At 66.2% G+C, this 16,946-nt stretch carries 13 protein-coding genes; 4 read left to right on the top strand and 9 right to left on the bottom strand.

The genetic code is table 11. From position 1 onward, the window contains the following. Positions 1 to 58 precede the first annotated feature (58 nt). The 3 genes from secE to gloA all read right to left on the bottom strand — a co-directional run bounded on the left by secE (position 59) and on the right by gloA (position 3,655). Entirely contained in the window at positions 59 to 307 is a 249-nt protein-coding gene (secE, locus tag WH5701_RS14375) for a preprotein translocase subunit SecE (RefSeq protein ID WP_006173229.1), read from the bottom strand. 68 nt (positions 308 to 375) lie between these two features. Continuing rightward, positions 376 to 3,264 carry an ATP-dependent Clp protease ATP-binding subunit gene (locus WH5701_RS14370; protein ID WP_006173228.1) on the bottom strand — a complete coding sequence of 963 codons (2,889 nt, stop codon included), beginning with the start codon at positions 3,262 to 3,264 and terminating at the stop codon, positions 376 to 378. Then, positions 3,251 to 3,655, bottom strand: coding sequence for a lactoylglutathione lyase (gene gloA, locus WH5701_RS14365; protein ID WP_006173227.1), 405 nt, complete (start codon positions 3,653 to 3,655; stop codon positions 3,251 to 3,253). Before gloA ends, WH5701_RS14370 begins: the two co-directional genes overlap by 14 nt. Before the next feature lie 139 nt (positions 3,656 to 3,794). On the opposite strand from gloA, the gene eno reads away from it, so the two are divergent. Next, on the top strand, positions 3,795 to 5,090 hold the full coding sequence (gene eno / locus WH5701_RS14360) for a phosphopyruvate hydratase (protein WP_006173226.1): 1,296 nt from the start codon (positions 3,795 to 3,797) through the stop codon (positions 5,088 to 5,090). Between the two features lie 44 nt (positions 5,091 to 5,134). On the opposite strand, the gene WH5701_RS14355 is transcribed toward eno, so the two are convergent. The 6 genes from WH5701_RS14355 to WH5701_RS14325 form a co-directional block, all read right to left on the bottom strand. After that, the gene (locus tag WH5701_RS14355; RefSeq protein WP_006173225.1) at positions 5,135 to 6,553 is read right to left on the bottom strand and encodes an NAD(P)/FAD-dependent oxidoreductase; all 1,419 of its coding nucleotides are present in this window, start codon (positions 6,551 to 6,553) and stop codon (positions 5,135 to 5,137) included. A 260-nt stretch (positions 6,554 to 6,813) separates the two neighbouring features. Next, on the bottom strand, positions 6,814 to 7,359 hold the full coding sequence (locus WH5701_RS15895; RefSeq protein ID WP_232201944.1) for a hypothetical protein: 546 nt from the start codon (positions 7,357 to 7,359) through the stop codon (positions 6,814 to 6,816). Between the two features lie 443 nt (positions 7,360 to 7,802). Continuing rightward, a complete protein-coding gene (locus WH5701_RS14340) occupies positions 7,803 to 9,476 on the bottom strand; it encodes an alpha/beta hydrolase (protein WP_156776772.1) in 1,674 nt (557 codons plus the stop codon). Between the two features lie 9 nt (positions 9,477 to 9,485). Further along, a complete protein-coding gene (locus WH5701_RS14335; protein ID WP_006173220.1) occupies positions 9,486 to 10,151 on the bottom strand; it encodes a MarC family protein in 666 nt (221 codons plus the stop codon). A gap of 52 nt (positions 10,152 to 10,203) precedes the next feature. Next, positions 10,204 to 12,843 (bottom strand): arylsulfatase, encoded by a 2,640-nt coding sequence (locus WH5701_RS14330; protein WP_006173219.1) that lies wholly within the window; start codon positions 12,841 to 12,843, stop codon positions 10,204 to 10,206. A gap of 3 nt (positions 12,844 to 12,846) precedes the next feature. Next, the gene (locus WH5701_RS14325; RefSeq protein WP_006173218.1) at positions 12,847 to 13,839 is read right to left on the bottom strand and encodes a formylglycine-generating enzyme family protein; all 993 of its coding nucleotides are present in this window, start codon (positions 13,837 to 13,839) and stop codon (positions 12,847 to 12,849) included. A 122-nt stretch (positions 13,840 to 13,961) separates the two neighbouring features. On the opposite strand from WH5701_RS14325, the gene WH5701_RS15890 reads away from it, so the two are divergent. The 3 genes from WH5701_RS15890 to WH5701_RS14310 all read left to right on the top strand — a co-directional run bounded on the left by WH5701_RS15890 (position 13,962) and on the right by WH5701_RS14310 (position 16,944). After that, on the top strand, positions 13,962 to 15,005 hold the full coding sequence (locus WH5701_RS15890) for an AraC family transcriptional regulator (RefSeq protein WP_006173217.1): 1,044 nt from the start codon (positions 13,962 to 13,964) through the stop codon (positions 15,003 to 15,005). A 219-nt stretch (positions 15,006 to 15,224) separates the two neighbouring features. Beyond that, positions 15,225 to 16,187, top strand: a complete 963-nt coding sequence (locus WH5701_RS14315) for a hypothetical protein (RefSeq protein ID WP_006173216.1) — start codon at positions 15,225 to 15,227, stop codon at positions 16,185 to 16,187. Positions 16,188 to 16,464: 277 nt separating this feature from the next. Continuing rightward, positions 16,465 to 16,944: a hypothetical protein gene (locus WH5701_RS14310; protein WP_006173215.1), complete on the top strand. Its 480-nt coding sequence runs from the start codon at positions 16,465 to 16,467 to the stop codon at positions 16,942 to 16,944. Positions 16,945 to 16,946 lie beyond the last annotated feature (2 nt).

Below are 16,946 nucleotides of genomic sequence, written 5' to 3'. Positions count from 1 at the left end.
CGGAGGAGTGCGTGCTCAGAACGAACGGGACAGAGAGGGCTGAGGAGCCGCCGGCGCCTCAGGGAAAGACCTGGGAGGAAGCCCAGCTGTAAAAGCGATCGACGGCAGCGATGGTGGCGGCCGAGAGGCTCACCATCAGGATCACCGCCACCGACTCGCTGAAGAGCTGCTGACGGCTGGGCCACACCACCTTGCGCAGCTCCTCCAGGGTGGAGGAGACGAAACCACCGACACCAGCAGGCTGGGCAGGCTTGACCTCCTGCTCAGAGATGTCGTCGGAGGTGGTGGTGCGGCTGGGAGAATCCACGGGCGCTGGCGCACCGGACGGCAAGGCGTACCGGCAAACGAACACCCTACCGGACACCCTTTCAGCGGTTACTCAAGGGGCAGGAAGCGCAGAGTGTCGGCTCCATCCGGGCCGGTGGGATCGCCGAGACACACACGCACGCCGCGGGCCGCGCGGAAGTGGTCCTCCAGCAACTCTGTGGCCAGGGGATTTTCGATGCGGCGGCGCAGCACCCGGCGCAGGGGCCGGGCGCCGAATTCCGGCTCATAGCCCAGCTCCGCCAGGCGGCTCACCACGGCCTCATCGATCTCCAGCTCCAGCCGCTGCTCCTTCAGCAGCGCCGCCAGTTCCGCCACCTGCAGGCGCACGATGCGTTGCAGGTCGCTCTGCGCCAGGGGCCGGAAGCGGATCACCTCGTCGATGCGGTTGAGGAACTCCGGCCGGAACTGCCCGGCCAGGGCACGCTCAACCGCCGCCTCCAGGCCAGAGTCGTCGCCGCTGCGAGCACTCTCGAGGATGGCCCGGCTGGCCAGGTTGCTGGTCATCACCACCACGGTGTGGCGGAAATCGACCGTGCGGCCCTGGGAATCCGTCAGGCGGCCGTCGTCAAGCACCTGCAGGAGCAGGTTGAACACCTCGGGGTGGGCCTTCTCAACCTCATCGAGCAGCAGCACCGCGTAGGGGCGGCGACGCACGGCCTCGGTGAGCTGGCCGCCCTCCTCGTAGCCCACATAGCCGGGGGGCGCTCCCACCAGCCGGGCCACGGCGTTGCGCTCCATGAATTCGCTCATGTCGAGCCGCACCAGGGCGTCCTCCTCATCAAAGAGGGCCGCGGCCAGGGCCTTGGCCAGCTCAGTCTTGCCCACGCCCGTGGGGCCCAGGAAAAGGAAGGAGCCCACGGGTCGGCGCGGGTCCTGCATGCCGGCCCGGGCCCGCCGGATCGAGGCGGCCACCGCCGCCACCGCCTCGGGCTGGCCGATCACCCGCTCCGCCAGCCGCTGCTCCAGCTCCAGCAGCTTCTGACGCTCCCCAGCCAGCAGACGCTGGATCGGAATGCCGGTCCAACGGGCCACCACATCGGCGATGTCGCCCTCCTCCACCTGCTCGCGCAGCAGGGAGAGACCGCCGCGCTGATCGTCGAGAAGTTCCTCCTCCAGGGCGGCGCGGCGCTGCTGCACCAGCTGCAGCTGATCCACCTGCAGGCGGGCCGCCTCCTCGAACTCGCCGTCACGCTCGGCCTCGGCGATCGCCAGCCGCAGCTCGTCGTCCTGCTGAAGCAGCTCCCTCAGCTCCGCCAGTTGGTCGCGCTCCGCCTGCCAGCGCCGCTGCAGATCCTGCAGGTGCTCCAGGGCGCTGCGCCGTTGCTCCTGCAGGGCCACCCGCTCGTCCTGGGAGGCCGCCTCAGCCCCGAGCAGAGCCAGTTCGATCCGGCGCAGGTCGAGTTCAGCGGCCTCCACCACTTGGGGCTTGGAGGTGACCTCCATGCGCAGCTGGGCGGCGGCCTCATCGATCAGATCGATCGCCTTGTCGGGCAGGCAGCGGTCGGCGATGTAGCGCTCAGCCAGACGCACTGCCGCCTGCAGGGCCCCATCGGTGATGGTGACGCCGTGGTGGAGCTCATAGCGCTCCTTGAGGCCGCGCAGGATCTCGAGGCTCACCTCCTTGCTGGGTTCACGGATCACCACCTGCTGAAAGCGGCGGTTGAGGGCAGGATCCTTCTCCACCGTGCGGCGGTAGTCCTCCGGGGTGGTGGCCCCGATGCAGCGCAGCTCCCCCCTGGCCAGGGCCGGCTTGAGGATGCTTCCGGCATCAGCACTGGAGCGGTCGGTGCTCACGACGGTGTGCAGCTCATCGATGAACAGCACCACCCCGGCATCGCTGCTGGCGACTGCCGCGGCGCCGCGGCCCGCCTCAGGCTCCTTCACCTCAGCCAGCACGCTGCGCAGGCGTTCCTCGAACTGACCGCGGAACTTGGCGCCAGCGATCAGGGCACCGAGGTCGAGGGCGATCAGGCGCAGGCCTTTGAGGGAGTCGGGCACTTCGCCGCTGGCGATGCGCTGGGCCAGGCGCTCGGCGATGGCCGTCTTACCGACGCCGGGCTCCCCAATCAGCACCGGATTGTTCTTGCCGCGGCGGGAGAGCACCTGGATCAACCGGCGGATCTCGGTGTCGCGGCCGATCACCGGATCAAGCAGGCCAGCACGGGCGGCTGCGGTGAGGTCGCGGCCGTACTGCTCCAGGGCGCTGGGCTCGCCCGCCTCAGCCTCCAGTGTCAGCTCCTGATCAGGGGCACGGACAGGCCTGATGGGACGTGGCACGGGGGCTGCTGCCGCGGGGGCGGTCAGCGGCGGCACCACGGCGGGCTCCCGGGTAGGGCTGTCGATCCAGTCGTCGGCTGGGGCCGGAGGCGCTGCGAAACGGCGGGGGCGCCCGGACCCGGCCACAGGATCTGTTCGGACGCCGGCCGGTCTGGTGACGGGGGCCGCGGCGGGCCGCAGCTGGCGCAGCAATTCCGGCTCGCTCAGCCCCTCCTCCGCCAGCAGCGCCGCCCCCAGGCGGGGTTCATCCAGCAGAGCCAGCAGGAGATGGGGAATATCGAGCAGGCGCGAACCCCAGCTGGAGCGGCGGCGATCGGCCTCCTCCAGCAGGTCTTCGAGGGCATCACCGATGTAGAGGTCGTCGCCGGGCGACGAGGGCTGCTCGGCGCAGAAGCCCTCCAGACGATCGAGCAGGCGCTCACGTTCGATCGACAAGGGATCCACCCAGGCCGCGAAGCGTGAATCCTGCAGAAGCGCCTGGAGCAGGTGCTCCACATCCATCTGGTCATGACGCCAGCGGCGGGCCTGGTCCTGGGAGGCCAGCAGCAGGTCCCAGGCGGCCTCACTGAAGAGGTCGGGCTCGCTGGTGAGGCTGCCCCGCGGCGTGTCGCCGCCGGCGGCCGCGACCGCGCTGGTATCGAAACGCTCAGGCTGCTGCATCGACCCTCGGGGCAAGCTGGATCAGCTCCACCTTGTATCCGTCCGGGTCCTCCACAAAGGCGATCACGGTGCTGCCGTGCTTCATCGGCCCCGGTGGGCGCACCACCCGTCCCCCCTTGCCGGCGATGGCATCACAGGTGCCAGCAATGTCGTCGACACCGATGGCGATGTGGCCATAACCCGTGCCGATCTCATAGGACGTGGTGTCCCAGTTGTGGGTGAGCTCGATCACGGTGCTGTCGCTTTCCTCGCCGTAGCCGAGGAAAGCCAGGGTGAAGCGTCCGGAGGGATACTCGCGGCGCCGCAGCAGACGCATGCCGAGCACCTCTGTGTAGAAGGCGAGGGAACGCTCCAGATCGCCGACCCGGAGCATGGTGTGCAGCAGACGCATCGCCATCGGCAGGGGATTGAACCCCGATTCTGGCGTCAGGACTGGAGTCGGCGACTCACCAGTCGGTACCGAGCGTCACAACAGGATGCCCCGGGGCGACCCATAGGATCCCCCCAAGCCCTGACTGCCTGCAGTTTTCGTGTTCGACTCCCTCGACCTCGTGATCGATTCCATCGTGGCTCGGGAGGTGCTCGACTCCCGCGGCACCCCCACGGTGGAAGCGGAAGTGCGACTGGAAGGGGGCGCCCAGGGCCACGCCATCGTGCCCAGCGGCGCCAGCACCGGCGCCCATGAGGCCCATGAGCTGCGCGATGGCGGCAGCCGCTACGCCGGCAAGGGGGTGCTTCAGGCGGTGGCCAACATCGAGGAGAAGATCGCCCCGGTTCTCTGCGGCCTCACCGCCATCGAGCAGGTGGCCGTCGACACCACGATGATCGAGCTCGACGGCAGCGACAACAAATCAGCCCTTGGGGCCAACGCCATCCTGGCCGTGAGCCTGGCGGTGGCGCGGGCGGCCGCCGATGGGGTGGGGCTGCCCCTCTACCGCTACCTGGGCGGACCGATGGCCACCCTGCTGCCGGTGCCGCTGATGAACGTGATCAACGGTGGGGCCCACGCCGCCAACAACCTGGATTTCCAGGAATTCATGCTGGTGCCCCACGGCGCCCCCAGCTTCCGCGAGGCCCTGCGGATGGGCACCGAGGTGTTTCACGTGCTCAAGGGGCTGCTGAGCGACCAGGGCCTCTCCACCGCCGTGGGTGATGAGGGCGGCTTTGCCCCCAACCTGGAGAGCAACGATGCGGCCGGCGCCCTGCTGGTGGCGGCGATCGAGAAGGCCGGCTACAAGCCCGGCGAGGAGATTTCCCTGGCTCTCGATGTGGCCAGCACCGAGTTCTATGCCGATGGTCGCTACGCCTTCGGTGGCGGCAGCTACAGCTCTGCCGAGATGGTGGATCAGCTCGATGCGCTGGTGAGCCGCTATCCGATCGTCTCGATCGAGGATGGCCTCGCCGAAGACGACTGGGAGGGCTGGGCGCTGATGACCGAGCGCATGGGCAGCCGGCTCCAGCTCGTGGGCGACGACCTGTTCGTGACCAACACCAGCCGCCTGCAGCGGGGGATCGACGCCGGCACCGCCAACTCGATCCTGATCAAGGTGAACCAGATCGGCTCCCTCACGGAAACCCTGCAGGCGATTGATCTGGCCGGCCGTGCCGGCTACACCAGCGTGATCAGCCACCGCAGCGGCGAAACCGAGGACACCACCATCGCCGACCTGGCGGTGGCCACCCGCGCCGGCCAGATCAAGACGGGCTCCCTCAGCCGCAGCGAGCGGGTGGCCAAGTACAACCGGCTGCTGCGCATCGAGGACGAACTGGGCAGCCAGGCCCTCTATGCCGGCGCCGAAGGACGGGGCCCCCAGGGCAAGCTCTGAGGTCACAACACCAGGGTTGAGCGGAGACCATGCGCAGGAATCACCTAGGCCGCCAGGGGCTCTGACTCCTGCTGCGAGGCCGTGGCGTCGGCCTCGGGGTGGAGCTGGGCCCGGAAAAGCCCGACGTCCACGCCCAGGTGCTGATCAGGCCGGCCCGTGATCAGCAGGGCCGTGCGCTGGCGGGTGGCGATCTGCCACATCCACTTAGTGAACAGGGTGATGCGGTTCTCCGTGTCGGGGATGAAGGCCAGATGCGCCAGGGCCCAGAGCACCCAGCCCGCCAGCCCCGTGACATGAAGACCCCGCAGATCGGCAACGGCGTACCAGGGGCCGATCACGGCCATGCTGCCCAGGTCGGTGAAGCGGAAGGGCGCCACCGAGCTGCCGCCCCTGCGGGCCAGGATGTGGGCCGCCACCCAACCGCCCATCTGCACCGCCGGTCCGGCCATGCCGGGCAGGGACTTTCCGTCGCTGGTGTGAAGGTAGGCGCAGAGGTCACCGATGGCATGGATGTCGGGATGGCCCGGCACCGAAAAGTCGGGCTCCACCAGCAGCCGCCCGCCACGATCAACCGGGCAGCCGGTGCGTTCAGCCAGCAGGGCGCCGAGCCGGGAGGCCCGCACGCCAGCGGTCCAGCAGATGGTGGCGGCCTGCAGCTCCTGGGGGCCATCGGTGCCCTCCAGCGACACCCGGCCGGGGGCTATGCCCTTCACCATCGAGCGCATCATCAGGGTCACACCGGCGCCCTGGAGGTGAGTGGCCGCGGCGGTCGAGAGATTTGGGTGCATGGTGGGCAGCACCCGCTCCACCGCATCCACCAGGACCACCTTGCAGCGGTCGTGCTGAAGCTGCTTGAAATCACAGCGGATGGCGCGGTGCATCAGCTCGATCAGGGAGCCCGCCAGCTCACAGCCCGCCGGGCCTGCGCCCACCACCACCACGGTCTGGAGGAAGCCACGGCGCTCGGGGTCGCGGGTCTGCTCGGCCTCCTCGAGAGCCATCAGCAACCGGCGGCGGATCTCATCGGCGTGCTCGAGAATCTTCATCGGCGGCGCCAGGGGCCGCCATTCCTCGTGACCGAAGTAGGTGCTGCCGGAGCCGCTTGCCAGGATCAGGTGGTCGTAGCCATAGCTGTGGTCGTTGAACGCCACCTGCTTCGCCTGCGGGTCGATATCGACCACCTCCCCCAGCAAGACCTGGATGTTCGGGGCCTGGCCCACCATCTGGCGCAGGGGAGAGGCCACATCGGCCTCCGACACCAGCCCCGAGGCCACTTGATAAAGGAGAGGCTGGAAGAGGTTGAAGTTGCGCTTGTCGATCAGGGTCACCCGTACGGGCTTGCCGGCCAGGGCATGGCAGGCCTTGAGGCCAGCAAAGCCGCCGCCCACGATCACCACGTGGGGCCAGTCCCGCATCAGAGCCTCGGGAGGATCAAGCTCCAGGAAGAAACGTTCCGGTGGCATCCACCGCCTCCAGGGTCCTTCAACGTATCCAGATCCTCGGGGCGGGGTCGGTAGTCGTGGAAGCGGTTAGGCCTGGATCGGTGGGTTGTTGCAGAAACGCTGACCCTGGCGATCGGGGTCAGGCCCGGAACGAGGGTGACCAGTGAGGAGCTTCCGTCACCCCCTCAGGCGGGAGCCTGCGATCGGCTGGCGTTTGGCTGATCACTGAACGAACTGGTTCAGCAACTCCTGGGAGGCTTTTCGGTACTGGGCCGGGGTGATCAGGTCCTCCTGCAACATCGCCTTGAGCTGAGAGATCTTCTGGGCAGGGCTGGGGGCGGAACCATGGTCGCTGCAGGAGGAGTGGCCGAGGCTTCAGCTGCTGTGGCTTCCGAAGCGGAAACCGCAGCGGAGGCGGCTATGGCCGTGGACGTGCCCACGATTGCGACTCGACGGACATTGCGACGCCAGAAACCAAGCACGTCGATGAACAGAACAGCTGCATCACCGGACGCAGGCAGGACACCCTCGACAAGCTTGATGTCGTAAAGGAGGTTGTTGCCGTTGAGCCGCGGATTGCGCAACTGCACCACCACATTGAGCAGGTCTGGCTTACCGGGCTCCAGGATCGAAAGGGTGGCGATGGGAGGATTGCGGGAGAAGCTGTCGGGTCCTTCAAACCAGAGCTTCAGAAACTCCTCCTTGGTGTGGCAGTGGCCCGCCATCCTGGCGGGACGGTCGGTGAAGAACAGGGTGCTCGGCGCAACATTCCTCCAGGTGAGAAGTCCCTTGGTGGCATCGATCTCCACACCGGCCGAATTCTGCACAAACAACATTCAACCTTTGTGGCCATCGCCGGTTTTGACGGAGCCGCTCAAAGAGGCTGGGCAACCGCCACCAGAACAGGGCCGTGATCACACCGATCGCCACTGCCGCCTGAGTGCCGATGCTCTTCTGTTCGGCCCGGCTGCGTCCTTGGGCGAGAGCCAGGAACAGGGGGTAATCAGCCAGGGGATTCAGCAAGCCACCATGGAGGTGACTAACTGGATCATGTAGTGGTGCGGAATGATGGGTTGAGGCATCAGCGAGGCTCGGAAGGGATCAACAAAGGAGTCATCAGCGCGGGGTTCGATCTCACCTGGCCGCTCCCGGCTCTCTCCCCTGGTTCGTGGGCGGGGGCGATGGTTCGGAGCGCCGCCACGACGCTGTGGAAGACCATGGAAAGTCTGCTCATCCTTGCTTTTCCAGCACGCAGAGCGTGGAGCGTGGTTCATCGCCCGAAGGATGAGGGTTCGGCTTCCAGCTCCAGGTTGGGATCGATGCCCTGGATCAACGAGGGGGGCAGTTCACGCCGGAGCAGAAACTGCATCGGCTGGCCCGTGCGTTGCAGGGCGGCCTGCGAGGGCAGAAGGGTTCGCATCGCGTTCCCACCCAGCAGTTCCTGATCGAAGAATGCCAGCGACAGCGCCTTGAGATCCTCCCGGGCCTTCTCTGGCTTGGGTCCGATCAGCCAGTCGGGCAGTGGACCGCTTCCATCCAGAAAGGAAAGATGGGTGGCTGCGTCAAACAGGGCCAGCACACTGCCGGTTGCCCCCACGCTGGCGTAGGGAACCAGTTGCTGCGAAATCGGGGGGGCGAAGATGTCAGCGGTGCCGGAGACGATCAGGACCGGAGCCTTCAGCTTGCGCATGGATGGGGCTGTGAAGATCGGAGTACTCACCGGATTCACGGCGATCACAGCCTTGACGCGGGGATCGGCGAAGCTGGCGCGCTTCACCACCTGGCCCGGGGCCTGGCACTGCCAGAGGATGGCCGGATTGAACTCCACCTCGGCGGGGTCATTGATCACGGCACAGGCGCGCTCGAGGTGGGGCCAGTCCAGTTGTGCTCCCCCCAGCGCCAGCACGGTGTACCCCCCCAGCGACTGGCCGAGCGCCCCGACGCGGCTGGTGTCGATCCGTCCGGGAAACCGGCGGGCCACCTGATCGATCAGCCAGCTCACATCCAGGGGTTGGTGGTACCAGGCGTTCGGAGCGGGGATGCTGGCGAGTCCCTGGATCGTGGCCTTCACCCGGTTGGCACTGGTGGCCGGAAAGTTGACTGCCGCCACCCCATACCCGTGCGAGGCCAGGTGTTCGCCCACGTAGAGCAGGGCGTTGTAATCGGTGTTGAGCCCCGGGGCCAGCACGATCAGGGGCGGGGCGGGAGGCTGTGGCGAGCCGGGCGGCCGTGCGGCTCCCGCGGGCTTCGGAGTGGGCACCAGGGCGATGACCTCGATGGTGTTGCCGTCCGGCCCGGTGAAGGAGAAGCGTTCCCGCCTGTAGGGGTGGTCCCCTGGCTTGGCGTACCCGCTCAGGGTGGGGCTGGGCAGAGGGTTGGCAGGATCCTTCGTGGCCAGTCGCGGAAAAATCTGCTCCTGCAGATCGAATTGATCCCTGAGGCGGCGGGCCAGGTTCATCACCTTCGGCACGCCGATGATCAGATTCTCGAGGGGATACTTCTCCAGCACATCCATCAGCCTCAACCCTTTGCCGGAGGAGACGCCGAGGATCAGGGCACCCGACAGGGCAGGCACCACTTCCGCAGGGGGCCGTTCGAACAGTTTGGCGAACTGGCGCACCACCACACCGCCCATGGGGGTCTGCAGGAAGTCGGCCACTTCCAGGCTGGTGGTGGGGAAGGGATGGCTAAGGGCGAAACGCAACGCCTGACGATCACGCGGCTTGAGCGGATCAATCAGGAAGGAGATGTTGTTACTGATCGTTCCAGTGCGCACAAAATCGGACAGGTCGGCCACGGGGACCGAGCGTTGCAGTTCACCCAGCCGGAACGTGACCTGCTGGGCCGCCAGCACGGGGGTGGCACCCAGCTGCAGCAGCAGGCCGGAGAGGAGCGATGGGATCCAACGGGCCTTGTTTCCCGCAACCCGGGCTTGCCTGTGCATGAGCTGCACCTATGACGGGGGGATGAACATTGGAGCAGCGCTCTTCAAGCCATTCAGCACCATCTGGGAGGCGATCGCCGTAACGATCAGTCCCATGATTTGGGTGGTGATCTGCATACCCGAGGGGCCCATCAGCCTGCCGAGGGCCGGGGCATACCAGAACACCACGGCCATCATCCCCGCCATCACCACACTGGCGACCGACAGGGCCAGCAGGCCGGGAATCCCTGCCTCATTGCTGTGGGAGGCCACAAGCAGGGCCGTGATCACACCAGGCCCGGCAGAGATCGGGATCGCCAGGGGAACCACCGCCGGTGAGGTTTTCATCCGACCCGCATCGATGTTGTCCTGATTGGATTCTGTCTTTGAGGAGTCACCGGATTTGCTGTTCAACATGCCAAGGCCGATGCCGAACAGCACAATGCCTCCCGCAATCGAGAACGCGCCGATGCTGATACCGATGCCGCCCAGAATGGCTCTGCCCAACCAGAGGGAGGTGAGCATGATCACGCCGATCGCCACAGCCGCCTGATTGCCGATGCTCTTCTGCTCGGCGCGGCTGCGTCCCTGGGTGAGGGCCAGGAACAGGGCGAAATCGCCCAGGGGATTCAGCAACGCCACCATGGAGGTGACGAACTGAACCATGAAGTGGTGGGGAATGATCGGTGGCGGCATCAGATCGTCTGGGACTTTCAGTCAGTCTGGCAAGAGATTAACGTATGCAGGGTCATTGGATCCCGAGAGCAGCTGTCTTCATGCCCGCTTCCAGCTTCTTGATGTCTTGAGGAGAGAGTTGCGGACGATTGATCTTGATGGTCAGTTTGTTGAGTTTGGCGGTGAGGGGGAAGGGAGGCAGATAATCGCTGTCGTCGATGCCGGTGATGGTGTCGGAGCCGATGTCGAAGCTCTCATCCCACTGCAGGATGATCGGGATGGTCTTCTCCATGCGTTTGGTGGCCACCACCTGGCCGTCCACCTTCAGGGTTCCGGTACCGCCCTTGCCCACACCGGCAAAACTGTTGAACTTGATGGTGCCGAGCCCCAGGCCGTCGTACTTGAAGTCGAACTCCACCCTGTGGCGGCCCGGTGAGAGGGCCTCGGGGCCTTCCCACTTCACCCAGTCCAGATTCAGCAGGTTCCAGTTGAACACCGGCTTCCCTTTGAGCAGGTAGAAACCCCAGCCGGCGAAGCGGCCGCCGGAGGTGGCGATCATGCCCTCGGCACCCTGCTGGGGAACCGTGATGTCGGCGGTGAGGGTGTAGGAGGCGTTGAGCAGGTAGGGCGCATCGCCCTGGGGCACGCCGGTCATCGGCCGGGTGTACACCAGCTCGTCGAGCCCGGAAGTGAGGCTGGGCCGCGCGGCGGCCACCCTGGCGGCCACCGAGGCGTTGAGCGGGAACACCTGATGCTTCTTGGCCTCTTCCACGAACATCCTGCGCAGCTCCGCCACCTTGTCCGGATGCTGCGCGGCGATGTCTTCCGACTGGTTGAAGTTCTTGGAGAGGTCGTAGAGCTGGAACACCTGGTTGTTGAGCGGATCAGGATTCGCCGGCCCGAAGGCGTCCCAGGGGGCCCGGTCCACCTTGGTGCTCAACAGCCAGCCATCGTGATATAGAGCCCACTGGCCCATCATCTCGAAGTACTGCGTCGTGTGCCGCGAAGGGGCTTTGGCGTTGGCCTGATCAAAGGTGTAAAGGAAGCTGGTGCCTTCGATCGGTTTCTGCTGGATGCCGTCCACCGTCTGGGGAGCCGGGATCCCGCTGGCCTCCAGGATCGTGGGCAGCACATCGATCACGTGGAGAAACTGATCGCGCAAGCCGCCCTTGTCCTTGATCCGCTTGGGCCAGGAGATCACCATGTTCTGGTTCACGCCCCCCAGCCGGGAGGCGTTCTGCTTGAACCAGTCGAAGGGGGTGTCGAACGCCCACGACCACCCCGCCGACATGTGGTTGTAGGCGAATTCCGTGCCCCAGGCGTCGTAGTACTTCATCTGCACATCCACCGGCGGACGCACGTCGTTGAAGAAGGCCACCTCGCTGAAGGTGCCCTCCGGGCCTCCCTCGGCGCTGGTGCCGTTGTCGCCGTTGATGTAGACGATCAACGTGTTGTCCAGCTTGCCCAGATCGTCGAAGGCCTGGATCACCCGGCCGATCTCATGGTCGTTGTAGGCCACGAAGGCCGCGAACACTTCCACCTGGCGGATGTAGAGCTTTTTGGCCTCCTCACTGAGCTGATCCCAGGGGGTGAGGATGTCGGCCGGCCAGGGGGTGAGCTCCTCATCGGCCGGAATCACCCCGAGTTTCTTCTGGTTCTCGAAGATCCGCTCGCGCAGCTTTTCGTAGCCGTCGTCGAACAGGTGCAGCTCATGAACCTTGTCGACCCATTCCTTGGTGGGGTGGTGCGGGGCGTGGGAGGAGCCCGGCACGTAGTGCAGGAAGACCGGCTGGTCCGGGTTGGTCTGGTGGATGCGGGTCATCCAGTCGATGGCGTCGTCGGCCATCGCGGTGATCAGGTTCCAGGAAGGCTCTTCACCCGTGACGGGCCACACTTTCGCCGCCGGATCGGAGCGATCCAGCTTCAGGCTGCCTTCCTGGCCCTTCCAGGGGTAGATCTGGGTGGTGTTGCGGAACAGGTTCGGGCCCCACTGGTTGGCGTCCCCACCCACGAATCCGTAGAAGTAATCGAAGCCCATGCCGGTGGGCCACTGGGTGAACGGCCCGGCCTGGCTGGCCTGGTAGGTGGGGGTGTTGTGGTCCTTGCCGAACCAGCTGGTGGCGTAGCCGTTGTCGCGCAGGATCCGGCCGATGGTGGCGTTCTCGACGCCGATGATGCTGTCGTAGCCAGGGAAGCCGGTGGCCTGCTCGGCGATCACCCCGAAGCCCACAGAGTGATGGTTGCGTCCGGTGATCAGGGCCGCCCGTGTGGGCGAACACAGGGCCGTGGACATGACGCGGTTGTAGCGGAGCCCCTGGCTGGCGATCCGCTCCATCGCCGGAGTGGGAATCACGCCACCGAACACGCTGTTGACGGCGAACCCGGCGTCGTCGGTCATGATCAGCAGCACGTTCGGTGCGTCCTTCGGGGGCACCACGGTGGGCGGCCACCAGGGCTTGGAGTCGAGGGCGTTCTCCTTGATCACACCCCCGAAGGGCAGAGGGGGAGCCGGCAGCTGGTTCCCGGCGATCGTGGCCTTCGCGGCCGGACTGCCCAGCACCCCGCTCACCATCCGCTGGGCGGCGGCGGGCGACCAGCCCAGCTGCCACCCCACCAGCAGCAGGACCGCCGAGAAGGCCGCCACCCGGCGCCCCCAGCCGAAGCGAAGGGGGCCCAGGGCGATGCGCAGGCGGTGCAGAGGGGCGTCAGCCATGGGTCAGAGGGAGGCGTTGAGGAGCGGGGAAGCGAGGCGGAAGCCGATGTGGGAGGTGCCCGTGTCCGGGCTCTCCGCTTCCCGGGCGGCGGGCCGGTAGCGGCTGCAGTAGTTGGGGGCGCACAGGAAGGAGCCGCCCTTGATCACGTGCTTGGCCACCCCCGGCTCGCGGGGATCGCTGCTGGCGGCGGGATCCTCCAGGTGTGGATCCTGCTGGCCGTCGATCGGGTCATGGCCGCTCTGATACCAGTCGGATGTCCACTCCCAGACGTTGCCCGTCATGTCGAAGAGGCCGTAGCCGTTGGCGGGGAAGTGGCCCACCGGGGCGGTGCCCGGGTAGCCGTCCTCGGCCGTGTTGTTCACGGGGAACGTCCCCTGCCAGGTGTTGGCCAGGCCGGGCTTCCAGGTGTCGCCCCAGCTGAAGACCTGATCCTTGAGGCCGCCACGGGCGGCGAACTCCCACTGGGCCTCGCTGGGCAAGGCCGCCCCGGCCCAGGCGGCGTAGGCCTGGACATCCGCCACTGACACCTGGACCACCGGGTGATCCAGCCGCTCGTCGATGGCGCTGCCGGGCCCTTCCGGATGGCGCCAGTCGGCTCCGGGCATCCAGTGCCACCAGCTCAGCTCCTGCACCGGCTCCCCTGGGGAGGGGGGGCGGAACACGACCGAACCCGGGCGACGCTCGGCGGCGGAGAGGCCTGGGAACTGCTCGGTGCTGAGAGGCTGCTCCGCCTGGGTCGTGTAGCCCGTGGCCTCCACGAACGAGGCGAACTCCCGGTTGGTCACCTCCGTGCGCCCCAGGCAGAAGGGCCGCAAGCGCACCGTGGCCTCCGCTTCCTCCGGCAAGCGCCCGGCGGCGCCGATCCGGAAGCGGCCGGCGGGGATCGCCACCATGTCCGCCGGACACTCCTGGGACGTCGCCAGGGATGGGCCCGGCTGAACCAGCAGCAGCGTGACCACGACCAGGGCGATCCAGATCAGTTCAGGTCGAGGCATTCCCCGCACGACAGGTCTGGGTGAGGGGAGTGTACGGCGGCCGAACCTTTCTCCAGGGTCTTCTCAAACTGGTTTCGGCGGATTTGTTGTCTGAGAATGAACTAACGGGCAGGATTGGTGCGATGGAAACGCATAATCAGGGCGGCAGCGCAGTTTCTGACCACCTCCCCCTGGTGGTCCTCAACGATCGTGCCTTGGTGCTGACCGATGCAACAGCCCTGGCGGAGAGGATCCATGCCGCCACCCCCCTGCGGGGCCTGGTGCGGATGGGCGAACGCCAGGGTTTCTTCCACCGCAATGCCGTTCTTCGCCTCGGAGGCCTCAGCCTGTCCAGCAGCGTGCATTCCCCGTTGGTGCTGGAGGCTGAAGATACCGGCTGCGCCATGGTCGCTCTCGCCTATGCCGGATCGGCCCAGGTGACCCTCCAGCAGCAACGCTTCGATCTCTGGCCGCAACAGGGTTTGCTGTATCTCCCCGGCGCGGCCTTCGAGGCCCAGACCGGGTTCCTCCAGGAAGTGCTGATCCACCTGGATCCGGCGCAGCTGGCCCTCAGTGCCGCCGCGATCGCTGGAGGCGCCCATGGACCGAGACCCTTCCTGCGCCGGCTCCGCCAACCCAGGCTGGTGCATCCCCGCAGCACCTTGGAGCAGGATCTGCTGACCACCCTGCGGCGGACCCTGACGACACTGGATGCGCCTGATCTGGAGGCCGCCGGGGGCTTCGCCGCTCTTGGGATCGAGGATCTCCTGCTTCGGCTCCTGGCCTTGCTGCTGTTTCCGGAGCTGCTGAGGGCTCAACCCTCTAGCAGTCCCCACCCAGTTCCCCAGCCGCGGGAGCAGGCGTTCACCGACTTGCTGGAGTGGATGAAGGCCCACCTGCACACCCCGATCACCCTCACCCAGATGGAACTGCGCAGCGCCTACTCCCGCCGGAGTCTTCAGATCCTGTTCCAGGAAAGGTTCGGCTGCAGCCCGATGCAATGGCTCAAGGCTCAGCGCCTCGAAGCGGCCCGTCAGGCCCTGCTCCATCCTGAAGCGGATGACACGGTGGCGTCGATCGCCCGCCGCCACGGCTTCGCTGATCTCTCCGGCTTCGCCATGGGGTTTCGGCGTCGCTACGGCCTGCTGCCCTCGGGTGTGTTGCGCCTGGGGCGTTCTCCGGACTGAGCAGAGTACTCAAGAATGCCGCATTGGCGCAGGTCAATCTCCAACTGGGGAGAGGCAGGAATTGAGACGGTGTGGAAGAGTTTATCTACCTTGTTCGATGCCGCCGGCTGGCGCGCCCGAGTAGGTGGATTCACTTCTTGTCTCGATCACGTGGCCTGGTTCCTTCATCTTGCTCCAGTACGCCGTTCATGGGCTCGGCTCCTGCCAATCAGCGCGAGTTTGCTGACTGGCCTTCTGGCTTCGGCCATTGCCCTGGAACCCTTTGCCGCCAGGGCTGCCGAACCATCCTCAGCAGAGCCCACCCCACTGGAGCCCGGCGCCAGCGAACCCCAGCCATCGCCGACGCCCTGGGCCGCCACCTTGGAGCTCTACGGCTTCGCGCCGCTGCGCACCTCCGGGACCACCACCGTCAGAGGCTTCACAACCGACCTGGATCTGGACCTCGGCCAGGTGCTCAGACCGCTGACGTCCGCGGCCTACTTCCGGGGCAGCGTCGAGTACGGCCGGGTCGGACTCCTCACCGACATCAGCTACGTCTCCGTCAAGGGGGAAGAGGGAACACTCAGGAACATCAAGACGCGCTCCATCGAAGGCCCTCTTGGCAAGCGCAGCCTCACCTTCACTCCTGACGGCCAGCGCAGCATCGACGCCAGTATCGGAAATATCCAGGGGATCTATGACCTGGCCCTGCGCTATCGCTTCGGAGACCGCGAATCAGCCGTGGCGCGTGCCGGCAGTTTCACGATTATTCCCTATGCCGGGGTGCGGTTCGTCGACATGCAATACGACCTGGACGTGCAGAGCCAGGGGTCTGGCGGAACCCTGACATTCAAGGGGCCGCGCCTGGAGAAGTCGAGGACGTTGCAGGGATTGAATCTGCAGCGGCAGCAGTCGTTCGGGAGCACCGTGGCCCAGCCCCTGATCGGGACCCAGGCCATGGTGTTTCTCTCCCCCCGCCTGAGGCTCTTCGCCCGCGCCGACCTCGGTGGCTTCGGCGTGAACAACTCCAATGACTACTCCTGGAATGCCCAGGCTGGCCTCGGCTATGCCATCGGCAACTCCACCCAGCTCAATCTGTCGTGGCGCTATCTGCACCTGGGGGGAAGCAATGATCAGATCCCCGAAAATGCCTACAACATTGATCAGAACGGGATTGAAGCCGGTGTGAAGTTCTTCTTCTGAGCGCCAGGGGGTGCGCCAGGCCCCAGGCTTGGCCTCAGCCGGAATCAGGAGGCGGCCAGTTGGTGACCGTGGAGATGGGGCTCTCCTCTCAGTGGCTCGGACAGCTGCTTCCACCTCGGTGGCTTGGTGGCCCTTCAGGAACTGACCGTCTCATGCAGCTTCAGCCCTGTGATCAACTCCCTGGGGAGACGAACTGGGCAGCCAGGCGCTCTATGCCGGAGCCGAAGGACGGGGACCTCAGGGGATCTACGATCCGGCCACAAGCCTTGGGCACTTCATGATCGCTTCCACCCCAGTGCGTCTGTCCCAGGCCTTGGCGATGCTGACGATTGGTGTGATGACAGCTGGGCCAGCGCTGGCCCAGCCCGCAGCCAACTGCACCTTCCTGATGCCCATCGGCGGCTCCGAGCCGGTGGTGAGCAAGCGGATCGGGCGGGGGCGCCTGCTGGGTCGCAACAACTGGAACACCGATTTCATCGTGGACCAGCCCTTCAGCAGCTACCGCTTCTTCTTCACTGCCACCTCCACCGACGAGGCCAGCTATCCGGTGCAGGGATTCATGCGCTTCACCGACGGCAGCAGCCTGCGGTTGTTCAACGAAACGCTGACGCCCCCCCAGGGCACCGGCCGGACGTGGGGCCCCTTCGCCTCTGTGCCGGGCAAGCGCACCAGTCTGATGAACTTCCGGATCGGCTCCTCCAGCCAGCCTGGAGCGCTCGGCTTCAGCTACCGCATCTCTGTTCAGGGCTGCAACTGAGT

It is taken from the genome of Synechococcus sp. WH 5701 (assembly GCF_000153045.1).
GTDB lineage: Bacteria > Cyanobacteriota > Cyanobacteriia > PCC-6307 > Cyanobiaceae > Regnicoccus_A > Regnicoccus_A antarcticus.
Note: the sequence above shows the minus strand (reverse complement) of the source record. Positions and strands in the feature narration are given on the sequence as shown.